This window comes from Pseudoalteromonas sp. NZS71_1 (assembly GCF_015864305.1).
Classification (GTDB): domain Bacteria; phylum Pseudomonadota; class Gammaproteobacteria; order Enterobacterales; family Alteromonadaceae; genus Pseudoalteromonas; species Pseudoalteromonas arctica.
In genome coordinates this window covers 484236-503678 of sequence record NZ_JADYXM010000001.1, presented here as the reverse complement: position 1 = coordinate 503678, position 19443 = coordinate 484236, and the positions used below count along the sequence as shown (strand labels likewise).

13 protein-coding genes and 1 pseudogene are annotated in these 19443 nt (G+C 39.2%); 8 read left to right on the top strand and 6 right to left on the bottom strand.

Going from position 1 to position 19443, the window contains the following annotated elements; genetic code table 11:
* Positions 1-231 precede the first annotated feature (231 nt).
* From I6F43_RS02125 to I6F43_RS02105, 5 genes and pseudogenes are all read left to right on the top strand, one after another.
* Positions 232-636: a hypothetical protein gene (locus I6F43_RS02125; RefSeq protein ID WP_197100769.1), complete on the top strand. Its 405-nt coding sequence runs from the start codon at positions 232-234 to the stop codon at positions 634-636.
* 54 nt (positions 637-690) lie between these two features.
* Positions 691-1285, top strand: a pseudogene (locus I6F43_RS20300) (DUF7010 family protein).
* Between the two features lie 316 nt (positions 1286-1601).
* A complete protein-coding gene (locus I6F43_RS02115; protein WP_197100767.1) occupies positions 1602-3905 on the top strand; it encodes an AAA family ATPase in 2304 nt (767 codons plus the stop codon).
* Positions 3906-4011: 106 nt separating this feature from the next.
* Entirely contained in the window at positions 4012-4776 is a 765-nt protein-coding gene (locus I6F43_RS02110) for a hypothetical protein (protein ID WP_197100759.1), read from the top strand.
* 395 nt (positions 4777-5171) lie between these two features.
* Complete coding sequence (locus I6F43_RS02105; protein WP_008165663.1) at positions 5172-5603, top strand: universal stress protein; 432 nt, start codon at positions 5172-5174, stop codon at positions 5601-5603.
* A 340-nt stretch (positions 5604-5943) separates the two neighbouring features.
* On the opposite strand, the gene I6F43_RS02100 is transcribed toward I6F43_RS02105, so the two are convergent.
* Positions 5944-7527, bottom strand: coding sequence for a tetratricopeptide repeat-containing sulfotransferase family protein (locus tag I6F43_RS02100; protein ID WP_197100757.1), 1584 nt, complete (start codon positions 7525-7527; stop codon positions 5944-5946).
* Positions 7528-7632: 105 nt separating this feature from the next.
* A complete protein-coding gene (locus I6F43_RS02095; protein WP_197100755.1) occupies positions 7633-10050 on the bottom strand; it encodes a TonB-dependent receptor in 2418 nt (805 codons plus the stop codon).
* Positions 10051-10526: 476 nt separating this feature from the next.
* Between I6F43_RS02095 and I6F43_RS02090 the strand changes: the two genes are divergently transcribed.
* Both I6F43_RS02090 and I6F43_RS02085 read left to right on the top strand, forming a co-directional pair.
* A complete protein-coding gene (locus I6F43_RS02090; RefSeq protein WP_197100753.1) occupies positions 10527-11621 on the top strand; it encodes an NADH:flavin oxidoreductase/NADH oxidase in 1095 nt (364 codons plus the stop codon).
* Positions 11622-11695: 74 nt separating this feature from the next.
* On the top strand, positions 11696-12892 hold the full coding sequence (locus I6F43_RS02085; protein ID WP_197100751.1) for an MFS transporter: 1197 nt from the start codon (positions 11696-11698) through the stop codon (positions 12890-12892).
* An 82-nt stretch (positions 12893-12974) separates the two neighbouring features.
* On the opposite strand, the gene I6F43_RS02080 is transcribed toward I6F43_RS02085, so the two are convergent.
* The 4 genes from I6F43_RS02080 to I6F43_RS02065 form a co-directional block, all read right to left on the bottom strand.
* Positions 12975-13838, bottom strand: a complete 864-nt coding sequence (locus I6F43_RS02080; RefSeq protein ID WP_197100749.1) for an EamA family transporter — start codon at positions 13836-13838, stop codon at positions 12975-12977.
* Positions 13839-14070: 232 nt separating this feature from the next.
* Entirely contained in the window at positions 14071-14814 is a 744-nt protein-coding gene (locus I6F43_RS02075) for a FadR/GntR family transcriptional regulator (protein ID WP_002960591.1), read from the bottom strand.
* A 605-nt stretch (positions 14815-15419) separates the two neighbouring features.
* Positions 15420-16406, bottom strand: a complete 987-nt coding sequence (locus I6F43_RS02070) for a Gfo/Idh/MocA family protein (protein WP_024593076.1) — start codon at positions 16404-16406, stop codon at positions 15420-15422.
* Positions 16407-16703: 297 nt separating this feature from the next.
* The gene (locus I6F43_RS02065; RefSeq protein ID WP_197100747.1) at positions 16704-17723 is read right to left on the bottom strand and encodes an AraC family transcriptional regulator; all 1020 of its coding nucleotides are present in this window, start codon (positions 17721-17723) and stop codon (positions 16704-16706) included.
* A 102-nt stretch (positions 17724-17825) separates the two neighbouring features.
* On the opposite strand from I6F43_RS02065, the gene I6F43_RS02060 reads away from it, so the two are divergent.
* Positions 17826-19430: a GMC family oxidoreductase gene (locus I6F43_RS02060; RefSeq protein ID WP_197100736.1), complete on the top strand. Its 1605-nt coding sequence runs from the start codon at positions 17826-17828 to the stop codon at positions 19428-19430.
* The last annotated feature ends 13 nt before the right edge of the window (positions 19431-19443 follow it).

Genomic DNA, 19443 nt, shown 5'->3' with positions numbered 1-19443 from the left:
ATTATTTACTCTTATCGCTCGTTATTACCCTAAAGTAGCGCAAGCACACTGAATGAGCGCTTAGTCTGTAGTGGGGCAGCCAAAGCGCTGTATAAAATGGCGATGATTGTTTGTTTACACAATGGGTATGGAATGCGAATATAATTTAAACAGTTATTGTTATGTAATTTATTACGCAATTTACTAGGTGATTTATTAGGTAATTTACTAGGTAATAAAAAGGAACTAACAGTGAATAAAGCCTTCGTGATCATTTTGTTGATGCTTTCGTGGTCAACCCAAGCCGACTCTATCAAAGCGCTAAATGTTGACCGTGCAGTACCAAATAGCATGCACTTATCGTTTGCAAACGATAGCAACATAACCCCTAAAAAAGGGGATTTTAAAATCGTTAATTATGTATTAATGAGCAATGAAGAGGGCGAACGCTGGGCTGTTATAACACTAACTAACTTATCGTCGGGCAATCGCGAATTAGGCGAGGAACACATACTTGCACTTTTTGCCGACGGCAGCCGATTCATGCCAATGGAATTTAAACTCGGTTTCAAAGGTAGTGAAACACAATCGGTAACAGTCTCGTTTACTGATTATAAATTCCCTATTTTAAGTGTGTATTCGAGTAACGATTTGTAACTAATAACGATACAGTAATATTAAATTAAGGATATTTCTAAAATTAAGGATTTTATGAAGTTTGAAGATGCGCAACAAAATATGAACCTCGCATACTTCGGTGGTGGAACCGGTGTATTAGTATCTGGCTTGGTCTGGTGTATAGCTGGCTTTGTCGCACTACTGCATTCAAATCAATCGAGTATGCTTACTTTGTTTTTTGGTGGCATTTTTACATCCTTTAGCCATGTTGCTTTCAAAAGCGCTTAAACGCTCAGGCAATCACGACCCTAAAAATCCATTAGGTAAATTGGCCTTAGAAAGCACTATTATTTTATTTGTTGGTTTGTTTTTAGCATTTTATGTAGCAAAATTTCAAGCTGAATGGTTTTATTCAATAATGCTGATGATAATTGGTGTTCGCTATTTAGTTTTCAACACTTTATATGGCATGAAAATCTACTGGATTTTAGGTGCTTCGCTTATGTTTTCTGGCATGTATTGTATTAAATGCCAATTTTGTAATCGGCGCCTTTATTGGCGGGATAACCGAAATAGTATTTTCGCTAGTAATATTTGCCCAATCGAAAGGTGTGGTTTTAAAAACAGAATAACAATCTCCAATAACAGCAAAATAGTGTGCTGTTGGAGTTACTCTTCAGCTTGGTAATATAGCAAAGGTTTTAAAGTATTGAGTATCTGCAAATTGCATGTATTCATTAGTCGGCTGTGAGCGATAAGCGATCATTGATAATTGTGCTTATATAAGTCGCTACTACTCAAGTGATACCATTTGAAGTCTCCCTCTTTTTTATATAATAACTTAACCCAAGCATAATATTTATAATTGGCAATAACTTATACTATTTGCTATTAATAGAAGCTTATAAAATAAGGACATTTTCGCGTAAAAATATGGGGAACGCCCTCTGATAAGCTATTATTACACAATTTGAATAGTGAACGACTTTAAGAGCAAGGATGTTATGTCAATAAAGAATATACAAAAGCTAAAGCAGTTCGGTATATTTCAGAATCATACTAATGCAAATGCCAAAGATTTCGGAAAATACAACTTGTTCTATGGTTGGAACGGTAGCGGTAAATCAACTCTTTCTGGTGTATTCAGATGCATCGAAAATAAAGCTCATTCGATAAGGTTTCCTTCCTCAGAATTTTCAGTTTCACTTAACGGCGAGACCGCGATTACACAAGCGAATATTGCCGCATCTAACCTAAACGTGTACACCTTTAACCAAGATTTTATTGATGAAAATATCTCATGGAATAGTCTTGTTAAGAGCATTTTACTTGTAGATAAAGAAAAAATTGAAGAACGTAAAAAACTAGAGAAACTAAAAAAGAAGAAAAAAACTGATTCTGAAGTGCATAGCAAAGAAGCTGAAGCAATTAAGAAGCTGGATACAACTGTCTCAAAATTTGGAACTAGTAGCGCAAGACACATGAAAACTAGCCTTCAGTCGATAGACACCACTGATAGCTATTATCTGAACTATGATAAGCGAAAGTTTGAAGCATTTATTACTGGGAACTATGAAACCACCAAGACAGACGACCCGCTTTTAGATGACGAAAAGATTATTGAATTAACCAATGCGGCTAAGCCAGATAAAAGGAGTACTATCACCTTCACACCGCAAACTATCAATCAGGAAACTTTCAGCAAAGCTAAAGAGCATCTTGAAGATCTCTTAAAAACCAGCGTGGTTAGTGAAACCATTCAAAGGCTTGTTAACCATCGTGACGTAAGGTCTTGGATTGAAACTGGTCTTGATCTTCATAAGCGCCATGATACGAACGAGTGTGAATTTTGTGGTAATCCGATCACTGAAGTAAGAATTAAACAACTTGAAGCTCATTTCAATGATGACTACAAAGCTTTTCAAGACCGACTTGTTAGAGCTGATGGATGGCTTGCCAATCAATATGTTCAATCACCAGTACTTCCCAGTCCAAGTGATTTCTACGAAGAATTTAAAAAGGAATACATTGACTCTTGTTCAGCGTTGAAAAAAGCTATAGTCACGTTGAACGAGGAGATTGCAACATGGCATAGTACTCTAAAGGAAAAGACTGTTAATCCGCTAGAAACAGGGTTAATCGTTAATATCATCAATGAATCGTCTATAACGGCATTTAATGATGCAATGACCGTTATTGGTAATGTTGTTGGAAAGCACAACCATAAGTCAGGTAATTTCGAAATAGAAACAAAAAAATCTAAGAAAAAACTTGAGCTTCACTATGCTACTACTGAGGTTAAGGACTTTGGCTACCATGAAAAGAAAAAGGAAATTACCCGTCGAACAGCTGAAAACACTACGCTAAAAACAGAAATAAACAGCCTTAATTCTGAAATTCTGAAGCTTGAAAATTCACTTTCAAATGAAGGTCTTGGAGCTGAGCAGTTTAACGAATCACTTCACAAATTCCTTGGCCGTAGTGAATTAACTCTTCGCTTTAATGTATCAAATAAAGGTTATGAAATATTTAGGAACGATTCTGACCTAGTAGAGGGGAATTTAAGTGAGGGAGAAAAAACAGCAATAGCGTTTGTTTATTTCATTACAAAACTAAATGAAAACGACAACAAAATGGAAAATACTATTGTTGTCGTAGATGATCCGGTATCAAGCTTTGATTCGAATCACCTTTTCCATGCGTATTCATTCCTTCGTAGTCATTGTGATAAAGCAAAACAGTTGTTTGTGCTTACCCATAATTTTACTTACTTCAAATTAGTGCGTGATTGGTTTGAGGGCAAGAACCGTAAAAAAAGAAGTAAGCAGAAACCTGAAATTGCATTCTATTACACAATTGAAGCATCTACATCCATGCCACGTCACTCCACTTTTAAAAATTCTGATTCCAGTTTAGTAAAGTACAATTCAGAATATCACTATATATTTTCAAAATTATATGCATTCAAGGGTAATTCTGTATTATCACGCGACGAAGCATTTTTGACTGCCAACCTAGCTAGAAAATTGCTTGAATCATTTTTTAGTTTTAAGTTTCCAAAACATCGAAGCGATATAGCCCAACTTATGGCCTGCGGCTTGAATGGCTGTGAAATCACAGATGAAGTAACAAAAGAAAAAATTTATAGGTTTATAAATAAGTATTCTCATAGTGCTGTTATTGAAATTAATGAAGATTCTTCAGAAAACCTTCTTGGAGAAAGTCAAAATGTGATTGAAGATATTTTCACTTGGCTTCATGAAGTTGATGAAGTTCATTACACCGAAATGGTCGAGGTTGTTACGTGAGTAGTGGTAAACCTATAACAAGCCGCTCCATCACCTTAATTTCACTCGCTTCGTACCCAAAATTCAGGTGGTGGAGCGTTATGTGCCAAGGAATAAAAGGTCAACTATGAGTCTAAATAAGAAACTTGTTGAGTTTCGAAAGAAGATAAGAGCAAATCAAACAAAAGTAATCACTTCAATCATTGATGAGCACTCAATAAATATATGCGTTTTTTGTGGTGAGACTGATAATCTAACTAGAGAGCATGTTATTCCACAGTGGGTTTATGAACGTTGCACAAAACGAACTTTTATCACAACGATTAATAAGAACGCTCAAACTTATAATAAGGCCACAGTGCCTGCATGTAAAAACTGCAATAATAGTATTCTTGGCGAGTTGGAAAGATTTCTGACCCATAAATTCAATTACGTTGATCTTCGAGATGAATATTTTATTAATGATGAAATAAATAAAATAATTCTTTGGCTTGAGATTATCGAATACAAATTTCATGTACTAAATTTGCGTAGAAATTTGAATAAAGTACAAGGTGTAGAATATATTCCCTATATTGGCAAAATGCCAATTGCAATGTTTCAAGGCTCTCTGGATCAGAGTCCATCAAAAGTGTTCTCTAACTTACGAAACGCTCTAAAAACACTTGCTTTAAAGTCAAAGGTAATAAAGCATAATTCCCTTTGCATTCTAAGTACAACGAACCCTCACTTTCATTTTTTTCACTCTACTAATAACTTTATATTTATAGAGTTAGCGCAATATAATGTCGCGCTTTTCTATTTCTACAAACAAGAGTTTGCGACTTATGCGGAAGCTGCAGCACTTGCACAAGAAATAGTGCAAAGAGAATATGGAGTTGCAGGCAAATAACAAAGAAGGCAAACAGTTTGGCTTGCGCTTCTTATCGCCAGAATTTTAAGCTCTATATACGGGCGTTACCAATGACTGCTTATGGCACTTTTGTGAAGTTCAACTGTGAGCGAAAAACTGACTGTCAGCCCCAATTATTCCAAATATTGATTACCTTATAAAAGAAACAACAACGACAACCAGATTAATAAACCCCGCAATCACAGCCTAATCAATAAGCATAAATTGATGAGGTATTGTTACTTTTAGTGCCTTATTGTTATTTATTGATCGTAATCAATAGATAACCTTTTAATACTCACTACACTTAACTTGCTGAGATGGAGCCGAGTCTATTCTTATGGAGTTGGTAATATCATTGAAAAATATGATTTTAGATTGTGAAGGAGAATAATATGCGAACAGGTAATATTTTATGGCCTACGGATTTTTCTGATACTGCATCACATGCTTTGCAATATGCCATTGAAATGGCGAATTTATATCAAGTAGGCATTCGTATTTTACACATTGTTGATCAGCCTTCAGATAATGAGAACTATATGATCCTCGCGATAACTCCCCAAGAGTTAGCTAAAAATATGGAAGACGCTGCGGCGAGTAAAATGCATGAGTTATTAGGTCAGTTGAATACTGATTTAAAGATTGAAACGGTTATTCGACATGGTGATGCCATTAATGAGATTTTAGATGAGACTAATAGCGGTGATATAGGCATGGTGGTAATTGCCAGTCATGGAAGAACCGGACTTTCTCATTTTTTGAATGTTAACGTTGCAGAAACGATCGCCAATAAAGCTGATTGCCCAGTGTTAATAGTCAAATAAAATTGGCGCGTATCTCTTGTCCCGCTGCGCTCTTAGACGGGACAAAGTGGCCAGCACGTTGGATAAAAATGTGAGTTGTGTAAACGTCAATACACGGTTTAATTGCCCGAAAGTGAACTTTTCATACTGGGGCAGTACCTGTATGTATAACCTGGTCTTTTCCTCTTGAATTGACTGAATAATGAAGGTCCGCTTATGGCCACTCTCCAACCACTCGACAACATAAAATGTTGATAATAATTGGTAAGGTATTTTAATGTGTCGGATGGCGCTTCGCTTATCCGACCTACACTTACACAAAGCCGCTTATTTGGCGTCTCTCACCGGTAAAATAAAGCGTTTATTCAATACTAATACCTTGCTTTAAAAGGTACTCCACTGCTTTATCTGTATGTGGCTTAAACGCCTTCCAACGGCCGATTGCTTTATTGTTAAGTGGTTCGCGTACTTGTACTTTACTGGCGGTAGAGACCGGTGCGGTGTTTAAGTGAAAGTCTATACATTGCTCCTGCCAATCTAGGTTACAAAAGCTGACTAACTCTTTAATTTGTTGCTCGGGCTGTGCGACTAATTCTTCGTATTTTACTAATTTTATATTGCTGTGCAGGGCGCTGAAGTGCTGCATTAGTTTGTAAAAACGACTGTAAAATTTAGCGGTGTCGAGTAGGTTGAGCGAGTACGCGTAGTAGGGGTTATTTATAGTAAATAGCTGGCGGTAGTTACCAATACAGGTGTCCATTGGGTCGCGCAGCATGCAAATTATTTTGGCGTTTGGCAGTGCTTTGGTTATTAAGTCGATATAAAAAAAGTTAAACGGGAGCTTATCAATAAAGTGTTTATGGCTGCCTGTTATTACGCGTGTTGCGTTTAAATAGGTTGACCCAAGCTGATTAAAATCAAGCTCGTAGGCTTTACTGAGTGTTTGAGTGTCAAGCACATGGGGTGTTTGTGTTTGGCTTAGCTTTTTAACACTTAGGCCAAAGTCTTGTAATTCACCGGCTGATTGCACGTCGCTGTGGCTCGATAAAATACGCTCAACTAATGTGGTGCCAGAGCGGGGCATGCCCAATACAAAAATAGGTTCGGCCGTTGGGTTACCTTGTGTCAGCGCTTGTGTGTGCTGTTCACTTAAGAGTTTAATATGTTCAAATAACTCAGTTGAGCTTTTATGATCAAACGGCTGCACAGTACGTTTTGCTACTTTACCTTGCTCTAACGCGTTGAAAGCCTCTGAAAATTCACCAATATCTTGATACTCTTTTGCTAAAGCATGGCCTATATGCAGTTTTGCATCGGGGTGTGTTACTTGCTCAAATACATTTTTTAAGCGCTTAATATGATTGTTTTGCTTACTTACTTTAGTTAAATCACTTAACGCAAAATGACTTTGATGGTGCAGCGGGTTAAGCGCTATGGCATTTTCAAAAGCGTGTTGGGCTTTTTCAAATAGCCCTAAAAACTTAGCGCTTACGCCGTAGTTATAATAAAACGGGGGTTGAGCTTTGTTAGCCGCTGTAGCCAGTGTAATAGCGCGCTCAAAGTAGTTAAGTGCTTGCTCGTGAATGCCTGCTTGAGTAAGTGCAACGCCAAGTGTGTCGGCATCAAGGGCTTTAGTTATTTGTTTTAATGGCACCGATAGTGCGGTGTTTTTTGCTTTTTGTAATTCGCCAGTAAGTGCGTAACATTTAGCAAGTTGCGCGGTGTATTCAATACTTTGGCCAAGGGTAAGAGCTTTTTCGATGAGCTTTATTGCTTTGTGTATTTGCCCAACAGTTAAATTAACCATGGCAAGCAAGAAATACCCATCAGCAAAGTCTGGTTTGAGTGTAACTAACTCCACTAGGGCTTTGTGTGCTTGCTCTATTTTACCTTGGTTTAGGGAGTGTATTGCGCTTTGATGAAGTTGCTTTAAATTTGGCTGCATGGTTTTTATTAATTATTATTTTGTAAAAAGAAAATAAAAAGGCTCAAATAAATTTGAGCCTTAAAACAGTGTTTAAAAAGTGAGACTGTTTAAAAGTCGCTTAAATTATATTTCAAATTTGTAGTTAAATTTAACACCTACCGTAATTGGGCGGTTAATATAATGGCCGTAGTTTCGTTGTATGTCGGCGCCATTAGCTGATGTTATGTCTTCATCAGAGCGACGCACTGAGGTAACCGCGTATTTGTTGAATAGGTTATCAACATACAGGGTAGTTGACCATGCATCAGCTGTTAATTTAGCTGATATATTACTTAAGCTGTAACCTGGTAGTGTTTCGCCGTTATCACGAAGCCCTACTCTTGAAAGCACGTCGCTTTGCGCAGTTAAACCGTAGTTAATATCAAGCGTTTTGTCGTTAAACACGTCTGTTTGATAGTTTACACCCATCGAAAATTGGTTTTCAGGTGAGCCTGGTAAACGGTCGCCATCTTCTGCGCCACCGGTACCATCGGCATTAAACAAAAATGGTGCGTCTGATGTTAGCTCTGCTTTTGTGTAGGCATAAGTTGCATAAACCGAGAACGAGTCAGATAAAATTGCACGAGTTGATATTTCAACCCCTTTTGCATTAGCGCTGCCTGCGTTTGAAATATATGTTAATTGGCCTATATCCGTAGCGCCCGTAATTTGTGCATCATCCCAATCTACGTTAAATAACGCGGCGTTAAAGTGTAGTTGGCTTCTAAACCATGTACTTTTAAAGCCTAGCTCGTAGTTTGTTGTGGTGTCGGCTTCATATAGTAATTCGTCAGGTTTGCCACAGCCTGTTTGTTGATCCTCAACAATTGGATCAGGACAAGACACTAAACCGTTTGAGCCGCCAATTCTGAAACCTTCACTTACTGTTACATAGCCCATTACAGAGTCAGTAAACTGGTATTTAGCATTAAATTTAAATAAGTTACCGTTATCGTCAGCCTCATCTTTCTCGTATTCAACAGTGATCGCATCAGGATCTGCGCCACCATACAGTGTATTGGCTAGCGGGAAGTCAAAAGCCGCTTGCGACTCTATATCGTATTTGTAAAAACGGGCACCAATGGTCACATCTAATTTGTCGGTAACTTGGTAGCCAACTTCACCAAATAGTGCAGACTCAGTGACGGTACTTTTTGTAAGCTCTAAGTATTCTAATGAGTCAGGTCTTAGCTGCTCGCCACCAAAGTTATCGATAGCGAATTGGTCAAACCCAGGCGTAAACTCTCTGCTTGATGCTTCGGTTTCTGTTTTGTTGTAAAAGCCACCCACAATCCAGTTAAAGTCGCTGTCGCCTTGCGACACTAAGCGAATTTCTTGAGTGAAGGTATCTTCTTCGTCTATTTCACGGGTAAACGTTGAAAACGAAGGAAATTCTTCATAGCCGTAATCAAGACGAATAAGTAAGTCTGTTTGATCGCGTTGACCGTCGGCATCAAAGCTCGAAATACCGGTTGCCGATACTAGCTCTGCAAAACCTAGGTCGGCTTTTAGTTCGAGGCTTAGTAATTGATCTTTTTTCTCGCGAGGCTCTTCAAAGCGATAAGCTGATTCGTATTTACCTATTACGTCGCTTAAACCGTTGTTTGCATTAAGGCTGTTGTAATGAACAATCGAGCGACCTTCGCTGTCTTGGTTTTGGTAAAAGTAGTTAAGCGTACCTTCAAACGATTCATTTGGTTTAAAGCGAACAGAAATACGACCTGTAGTGGTGGTTTCGCCGTTGGCGTCTTTTACATTTTTAAGGTTGTTATTAACTGCTGAGCTATCGCTCCAATCTGGATCTGGCAGTGATACGCCTGGCTCGCGTACTACGTAGCCGTAATCGATAAAACCCGGATCTTCATATACGTTTAAGCTGGCGCGTACTGCTAATTTATCTTCGATAATAGGAAGGTTAAATATAAAACCGCCTTCGCCGCCTAAAGAGTCACTTTCTTTTGTTTGAAATAGGTCGCCGTAAACTTCAAGCGATGTAAAATCAAGCTCAGGCTGTTTAAGCATGTAGCGAATTGCACCGCCCAATGTGCCTGCACCATAAAGCGTGCCTTGTGGCCCAATTAATACTTCAACACGCTCAATATCTACTAGGCGCATATCTACCGAAACTGGAATTTCGTTTATATAAGTAGATACCGTGCCGCCATCTGACGATGGACCAGATGAATTAGTATTTAAACCACGAACAATAATAGGTGATCCAGAGCGACCACCTTGATCGGTAATTGTTAAACCAGGTACCCAGCGTGCTACATCCGCAAGCTCATTGATATTTTGATCTTTCATAATATCTGCATCAAGGGCGGTAATATTTAGCGGTGCATTTTGCACAGAGCCGCTGCGCCTTGTTGCTGTAACTTCGATTACTTCGAGTGATTTGTTTTTAGCTGCAACTTCTTCTTGAGCAAGTGCGGCATTAGGCAATAAAAATACGCTAGAAACAGCGCTCGAAATAGCCAAGGTTAAAAAGCTTGGTTTAAACATAAAAAGTGATCCCCAGTTCAAATGTTTTACATTAGTAAATTAAGTTAAGCAGTTTATCAGGGAGTGAAGTAGCTGGGAATATTTAAATTGAATTTTAATTCACTTTTATAGAATAAATATGGTTTGTATGTGGGTTTTTATTTAGTTAATAGGCAATATAAGCAATAGCTTAGTGCTATTAGGTACAGTTAGGTTAAAAATCACACCCTTGTTTAAAGGTAAATAGTCATTCATTTTTTAAAGATGGCTTTATGACGTGTTCGTTAAACAAATTATTACATTAAAATTGATAGTTTATAATGTCATTAGTTATGCTTTTATCAGCACTATTAAAGTGTGTTTTTATCCCCATTAAGAGTGGTAGTCGTATTTATAAGTAACTGTGTAAGTTATTGAGTGAGCGTGTTTGATTGCCGCTTCGTATACTCTTTTTTGTTTTGTCCGCACTTTTTTGTGCGTGTTTTTAAGGATTAACAATGAGCCAACTATTTTCGCCTTTATCACTTGGGCAAGTAACGTTAGATAACCGTATTATTATTGCACCCATGTGCCAGTACTCAGCAAACAATGGCGCTGCTAGCGATTGGCACACTATTCATTTGGGCCAATTGAGTTTAAGTGGTGCAGGATTGCTAATTTTAGAAGCAACAGCAGTAAACCCAGAAGGGCGTATTAGCTACGGCGATTTAGGGCTTTGGAATAACGAAACCCAGCAAGCCCTAGGCAAAAGCCTAAAAGCAGTAAGGCAATATAGCCCTATGCCTATTGGTATTCAGTTGGCACATGCTGGGCGCAAAGCCTCTACAGGTAAGCCGTGGGAAGATATTGGCGCTATTGCACCTGATGACGTAAATGGCTGGCAAACCGTGGCACCTTCGGCAGTTGCGTACGACGATAGCAGCCCAGTGCCAAAAGCAATGAGCCAAGACGACATAGACTCATTAATTAAAGACTTTGTCAGTGCAGCTAAACGCGCTGATGAACTCGGCCTTGATTTAATCGAGCTACATGGTGCGCACGGTTACCTGTTACACCAGTTTTTGTCGCCACTTTCAAACAAGCGCGATGACAACTACGGTGGTAGCCTAGAAAGCAGAATGCGTTTATTGCTTGATGTGTTTAAAGCGGTAAGAGCGGTATTTCCTAGTGAAAAAGCGGTAGGTGTGCGTATTTCGGCAACTGATTGGGTTGAAGGCGGCTGGGATTTAGATCAATCGATAGTGCTTAGTAAAGCGCTTGATGAACTCGGCTGTGACTTTATTCATGTAAGTACTGCGGGTTTAAGTCCTGAGCAACAAATACCAGTAAAACCTAATTTTCAGGTACCGTTTGCAACAGCCATAAAAGAAGCGGTTAAAATGCCTGTTATAGCGGTGGGTTTAATTACACAGGCGCAGCAAGCCGAAGATATTATTAGTGAGCAGCAAGCCGATGGTGTAGCGCTGGCGCGTGGCATTTTATATAACCCGCATTGGCCGTGGCATGCAGCTGCAGAGCTTGGCGCTACAGTAACTGCACCTAAACAGTATTTACGCTCAAGCCCACATGGGCAGCCATCACCAATAAAATAAAACGAAGCTTTTTGTAAAAACCCAACCCGCGTTTGCTGGTTGGGTTTTATTATTTTTATAAAGTAGAGACACACATGACCCAAACAGGCGTTTCAGCGCAACCACTTAGCAATACACTCGTTACTATTATTGCTTTGTGTTGCGGTCTTATTGTTGCCAATATTTACTACGCTCAACCTATTATTGAGTTGCTTGCCCCAGAAGTTGGATTAAGTGCGCACAGTGCTAGCCTTATCGTATCGCTTACACAAATAGGCTACGCTTTGGGGTTGTGTTTTTTAGTGCCATTAGCTGACTTAATTGAAAATAAGCGTTTAATGCTTATTACTTTAGCTGTGTCGTTTTTGAGTTTAGTGGGTACGGCACTTGCTGACTCACCTAATGTAATGCTTATTTTATGTTTAATGATAGGTATGAGCTCGGTTTCTGTTCAGGTGCTTATTCCGCTTGCTGCGCATTTATCGTCTGACGAGAAGCGCGGACAGGTTCTTGGCAATATTATGGCGGGTCTGTTGCTAGGTATTTTGCTGGCAAGACCTATATCGAGCTTAATAGCCGATCACTTTGGTTGGCGCGCTGTATTTTACTTTGCAGCAGGGTGTATGGTGTTTATTGCAGGCGTAATTTATTTTGCTATTCCAAGCAGGCAACCTACCCATAAAACAACGTATTTTAAGTTATTAAAATCGCTTAAACAGTTAATGATAAGCCAACCAGTGCTGCGCCAACGTTCACTTTTTCAAGCATTAATGTTTGCATCGTTCAGTTTATTTTGGACAAGCGTACCGGTTGTGCTTGCCCGTGAGTATGGTTTATCGCAATCAGAAATAGCATTGTTTGCATTAGTGGGTGCGGCAGGTGCTGTAGCAGCCCCTATTGTTGGTCGCTTGGCAGATAAGGGCTATACACATCAGGTATCGTTACTGGCCAAAGTAATTGCAGCAGTGTGCTTTTTACCAAGCTTATTTGAGCTACCTTACGGCATTATAGTATTGGCATTAACCGGTGTGTTTATTGATTTTGCTGTGCAGGCCAATATGGTATTGGGTCAACGTGCAGTGTATGCACTAGAGCCACAAAGCCGTGCGCGTTTAAACGCTATTTACATGACGAGTATATTTGTAGGTGGCGCAGTAGGCTCGCTTATTGCCAGCCCATTATATGAAGCGGGCGGGTGGACAGGTATTGCACTGGTTGCAACGGGCATGCCGCTTATTTCGTTGATTGGCTATTTGGTTACAACTAAAAAGCAAAGTAAGGCTGTGAGTTAAAAAATTACTGGATACAACACAATAAAGTCACCATGTTGCGTGGTGACTTTATTTAACTTGTTAAGGTTAGTTTAGTAGTTAATTAAGTAGCCTGTTTTTTTGCGTTTGAAAAAGAGCTACCAACAGATGCAATAATAACAAGTAAAATAGCGAGCCACTGCCATAAAGTAAGTAACTCACCCAGTATAATAAACCCTGCGAGCGAAGCTATTGCAGGCTCTAAGCTCATCATTACGCTAAACCCTTGTGAAGGCATGTTACGCAGTGCAACCATTTCAAGTGTGTAAGGCAGTGCACTTGATAAAATAGCAATACCAATACCCAGTGGGATAATTTCCCACGTAAACGCGGCGCTTTGCATAATGCCGCCGTAAGGTACTAGCACTATAGCGGCAACGGTCATACCCAATGCGACAGTGGCTCCACCAGAGCTTTGTGTGCCCGTTTTTTTACCAAATAATATATAACCTGCCCAACATGCACCGGCGCCAAGCGCAAGCGCTACACCCAATGGATCAAGGCTGTCTTGGCCGCTCATATCAGGAAGCAGAAGCAAAATACCGGCAATAGCACAGGCAACCCAAAATAAGTCACGTTTGCGGCGTGATGAAAATAAGGCAACAGCAAGCGGGCCTGTAAATTCAAGCGCTACACCAATGCCTAGTGGAATGCGTTCAATGGCGTAATAAAACAAAATGTTCATGCCGCCTAAACTTAAACCATACACAATTATAGGAATACGATTACCAGAAGTAGGTAAGTGTTTCCAAGGTTTAAACACTAAGCAAAGTATAAAGGCAGAAAAACCAAGCCTAAGGGCAGTTGTACCTTCAGGGCCAACAATAGGAAAAAGCTGCTTTGCAAATGACGCGCCCGTTTGAATGGTCATCATAGCAAGCAGTACACACACTATAGCCAGAAAATAACTTTTTGAAGATGCTTGCATTTTTATCCTTGAGTTGAGTAACTCTATCAATTAGTTATGTAATGCAGGGAGTATAAAAGCTAAACCCGCCCGATATTAATGGCGGCATAGTATCTTTTTTTAAATTTATAGGTAAGTGTTTGCGACCAAAAATAGCGCAATTAAAAGTATATTTAATAGGGCAGGTAAATAAAGTAAGAGGTAAAGTTAGCAAACAGGCGTTTGCTAACTTTAATCAGTTGGTTAAAAGGCCTTAGTGGGCACTTTTATTAACTAAGCCATCAAGCGAGTAGAGGCCTCGTTTTTCATCATTTTTGCGTTTAATTTCTTCAAGTGCGCGCGATTCTACAGCGTCAAATAAAGCATTAATTAAGCGGTTAAAATGTTTGTGCATTGCACTGCGCGCTGCATTTGCATCATGCGACTTTAGAGCTGTATAAATAGCGGTGTGTTCGTCCATAACGCACTCGTTATTGTTTTTACACACACTGCCATAGTCAGCAACAATTTGTGGGTTTGTTAAACGTAAATCCCACAAGTTAGACACTGCAAATTCAAGTGCTTTATTGCGTGTTGCTCTAGCTATAATTTCGTGGAACTCACGGTCGGCTTGCTCAACATAAAGGCCTTTTTCCATGGCAATTAATGTTTTATTTAGTTGCTCTAGTTCTTCTTCTGTAATGCTTTGAGCAGCTAAAGCGGCAATTTCGCCTTCAATTAATGCGCGAGCTTGAGTAAGTTCAAATGCACTGATCTCTTTTGATTTTATAGATGCATTTTTTTGTTCTACTACGTAAACACCAGAGCCGGTTTTAACTTCAACTCGGCCACGTACTTCTAATGCGATAATAGCTTCTCTAATGGTAGGGCGACTTACATCAAACATTTCTGCAAGTTCACGTTCAGGTGGTAAACGACTCCCAGCAGAAAATTCGCCTTGATTTATTAAAGACTCAATTTTATCAACTATGCGCCAAAATAAGCGACGATTACCCATACTTTACCTTCATTACCTTAAGGAATAATGGCCTCTGGGGCCTAAAAGTCAAAACCAACTGTTAATACCAGAGGTTACCTCAAAATTCACTATTATGTCAAAATTCTAACGCGATGTTATGGTTAAAAACCACTATACACCAATGGTTGTATTCTTGTATTACCAATTTAGTTTAAAATAATGCAATTGGCTAGCTTGATTGGTAATGTTTTTATGTGTTAGGTTAGTTTTAAGGTTATTGAATAATAAATATTGGTAATAAACCGAATTTGGGTTGTTAGTGTTAAGTTTGCTGTAGAAGTATTTGATTGCCCATGGATGGGGATCGCTATTTTTAAATGTGTTTGTAAAGTGTGCTTTGTAAAATGTGTAGTTGTACGAGAGCTATTTAAGCTTTCTTCTGGGTATTATACCAACCTGCATAAATCTTTGATCAATTTAACGAATTAAATTGCACTATAACGTCGTTAAAAATTTTTTATTTAGAACAGCTAGATATAAAAATTTTTGCCTAGTTCTAGCGTAATTTTCTTAACGTTAAATAGACCCCATATATAAGCAGATTGGTATTAACTGTCGTTGGTTAACGCCCATATTTTATTTAGTTAGTCGTTAGGGTACACAACCCCAAGCTGTTTGCGCGCTTCATCAAGTACGCTCATTACGTTACTGGCTAAAATATGTGTATTAACGGGTGACTCAAGAATATTTTGCTTCACTAATGCCATAAAATGTTCAACTTCGTATTTCATAAAGTGCTCATCAAACGGCTGGGATATAACCTCTACCTCACCATTATTAGCAATAAACTCCACCTTTTTGAGTTGCGATACGGCTTCTATACGTATGCGTCCAAGTTCGCCTTGTATTTCGGTTATGTTGTCGCCTTGCGATATTTTAGAGTAGCTAATAACGGCTTGTTTATCAGCGTAGTTTAGTAATACATCCCCCGCACCATCAACACCTGTATCAAGTAATACGCCGCTTGCGTGTACACTGTTTGGTGCGCCCCACAATGCAATCAATAAATACAGTGGGTAAATCCCTAAATCAACCAAAGCACCGTTAGCAAACTCGGGTAAAAATGTATTTGGGCGTTCGCCATTTTTATATTTATCGTAACGCGATGAATATTGACTGTATTGCCCAATATATTTACGTGGTGTGCCAATTTTTACCATTGCCTGTTGCAGCCGTGCAAAGTTAGGCAAGTGAGTGGTCATCATGGCTTCCATGTAAAGGCGCTGATGTTTTTTTGCTGTAGCTATAATGCTTGCAAGCTCTTTAGAATTGGCTGCTGATGGTTTTTCGCCAAGGACATGTTTACCCGCTTCTAGGCACATAACGGCATATTGTTTGTGTAAGCTGTTAGGGGCGGCTATGTAGACAGCATCAACATTTTGATCTTGGCATACTTGCTCGATTGAGGTGAAAATTTTTGCTTGTGCATTTTGTGGGTGTTTGGCTAAAAACGCTTCGCCGCTTGATACTGCGCGCGAGCACACCCCATATAAATTAAAATCGTTTAACGTATTTGCAGCGGCTAACAGTGTGTCGCTAATAAAATTGGTGCCAACAATAACAAAGTTCATGCTCACTCCTTAGCTTAAATAAAAATAATAATAAGAGTGTTTAGTTTAACATTTTTTTAGTCCTATATGCTTTAGGGCGTGTTGATCTTTGGTGGTTGAATTTACAGCAGTATGTTTGGTTTTTAGGCAGGGCAGAGCCTATGTAGTGTGGTTATTCCCCATAAATAGGCGATAACGCAGCATAAAGGCCAAACATGCGCTGCCCTATGGGTTCTTTCTAGGGACGATTGACTCTTTGTTGCTCGATTTTTACTTAGCCCACTAGGTTACAAACCTCGCGCCGCGATTAAATCGCCCCTAGATTGAACAAATTTCAATCCACAAAGTTCGACACGCCCTAGGAGAACATCCAAACCAGCGTTTAACATTAACACTTAGTGTTGCTTGCTCCTGATACCCTAAAAGCTCAGATATGGTTGATATTGTAAATTGGTTTTGCGCTAAATAGTGTGCAGCTAAAGCGCGACGAGTGGCATCTTTAAGTTTTACAAAGCTCGTATTATGTTTGATAAGTTCTCGATGCAGAGTACGCGGGTGCATACCCAGCGCAGCTGAAATAGTTTGGTTACTACATTGATAAATAGGAAGCATAGGCCTAATTAGTGCACTAACTTGGTTGGGCAATGGTTGTGTGTGTTCTTTGTTTTTTGCCAAGAAGCTTAGCGCTGCTTGTACTTTATTTAGTTCAGGGTGATCAAGCTCAAGAGTTAAATCACTTTTTGAGATTACAATACCAGCGCTGTTGCGATGCTCTATAACGTTACAACCAAAGTAAGTGTTATAGGCACGAGTATTAGTACTTAATTTTTTTGGCAAAAATATATTAATTGGTTTGCAGCGGTTATTACTCAGCTTTTTAATAACAGCCAATGCTAAACCAATGGTTAGCTCAATCACTTGGTTAATGTTCGGTAATGGTTTTAAATTAATTTCGAATGATAAAAACAAGCTTTTATCATTCTCTAAAGGGTGGGAGTTTAAGCTAAGTGCAGGGCTGTGCAAGTGAAGGTATTTAATAACCCAATTAAGTGCATCACCTAAATTAGTACTACTTTTAGCTGCTATTGCAATATGCCCTAAAATATCAAAATTTTGTCTACTTGCGAGCTTAAGGCCAAAACTAGAACAATTGAACTTACAAGCACAGTATTCTAATAGCTCAGCGTAATCTCGATAAGGTAAATATTGGTTATCGAGATTTTTAAAGTCAACGTTATTAACATTACAGTTTTGCATTATTTCATGCGGATCGCCGCCAAATTCGCTAATTAGGGTGTCTATACCTTGTAATGACGTGGCTCTGATTAGGCTGCTCATGGTTAACCTCAAATAAACTATGTCTAAAAATATCAAGTTTTGTTGAATTTTTCTATGCACTATTACTGTTAAGGCCGTTTAAAACTTTTATTAAGGTACACCATGAACAATACAACATTTGATTACATTGTGATTGGCGCAGGTAGTGGTGGGTGCGTTATGGCATCGCGATTGTCTGAGGATAAAAATGTAAGTGTGTGCTTAATTGAAGCTGGAGGTAGTGATAACACTGTATTTGTGCAAATGCCAGCAGGCATAGCAGCGAGTGTGCCTTATGGCATAAATAGCTGGCATTACAATACGGTGCCACAAAAAGAGCTTAATAACCGGTGTGGTTTTGTGCCGCGTGGCAAAGTACTGGGTGGGTCAAGCTCGACTAATGCAATGGTTTACATAAGAGGTAATAAGTACGATTACGACCAATGGGCGGCTAATGGCAATACGGGATGGGATTTTGATAGTTTACTCCCGTACTTTATTAAAGCTGAGAACAATAAAGCGTTTACAAATAATGAGCTGCACGGGACAAAAGGTCCGCTACATGTACAAGAGCTAAATAACCCAAGCGATGTAAACCAGTATTTTTTAAATGCATGTGTTGAGCAGGGCGTTAATTTAAGCGACGATATAAATGGTAAAGAGCAAAGCGGCGCACGTCTATCGCAGGTAACTCAGAACAATGGCGAACGTTGTAGTTCAGCAAAAGCATATTTAACACCGCATTTAAACCGCCCAAATTTAACGGTATTAACCAATAGCCACGTTAATAAAATAAATATAACCAATAAGATAGCGCAAGGCGTGCAAATAGAGCGTAATAAAGAGGTTATTAATTTACGTGCTAAAAAAGAGGTAATACTTAGTGCTGGCGCTATTAATTCGCCTCAAATATTAATGCTTTCAGGTATTGGCCCTAAAGAGCAGTTAAGCGCGCATAACATTATGGTTCAGCACGTACTTGAAGGTGTTGGCGCTAATTTACAAGATCACTTAACGGTAGTGCCACTTTATAAATCAAAAACAAATAAAGGCACATTTGGTATAAGCCCGCTTGGCATTGCCAGCATTATAAAAGGCTGTGTTAACTGGTTTACAAAACGAGAAGGGCGATTAACCAGTAATTTTGCAGAGTCGCACGCGTTTATTAAATTATTTGAAGGCTCGCCAGCGCCAGATGTGCAATTAGAATTTGTAATAGGGCTGGTGGACGATCATAGTCGTAAATTACACACTGGGCATGGTTACAGTATACACAGCAGTATTATGCGCCCCAAAAGCCGAGGTACTATTACATTAGCCGATAACAACCCGCGTAGTGCTCCACTTATTGACCCTAATTACTTAAGCCATCCAGATGATTTAACTGTAATGCTTGCAGGCCTTAGAAAAACACTCACTATTATGCAAAGCAAAGCTTTTGATAACATACGCGGTAAAATGGTCTACCCGCTTGATATAAATAATGATGATCAGCTAATTGAGTTTATACGCCAAACTGCAGATACCGAATATCACCCAGTAGGGACATGTAAAATGGGGCAGGATCCAATGGCAGTGGTGGATACTAATTTGCGAGTACACGGGGTAAGTAACTTACGCGTAGTCGATGCGTCGATTATGCCTACCATTATTACCGGCAACACAAATGCACCGGTAATTGCGATTGCTGAAAAAGCGGCTGATTTAATTAAACACGAAAAGGTGTAATTAAATAAACTGT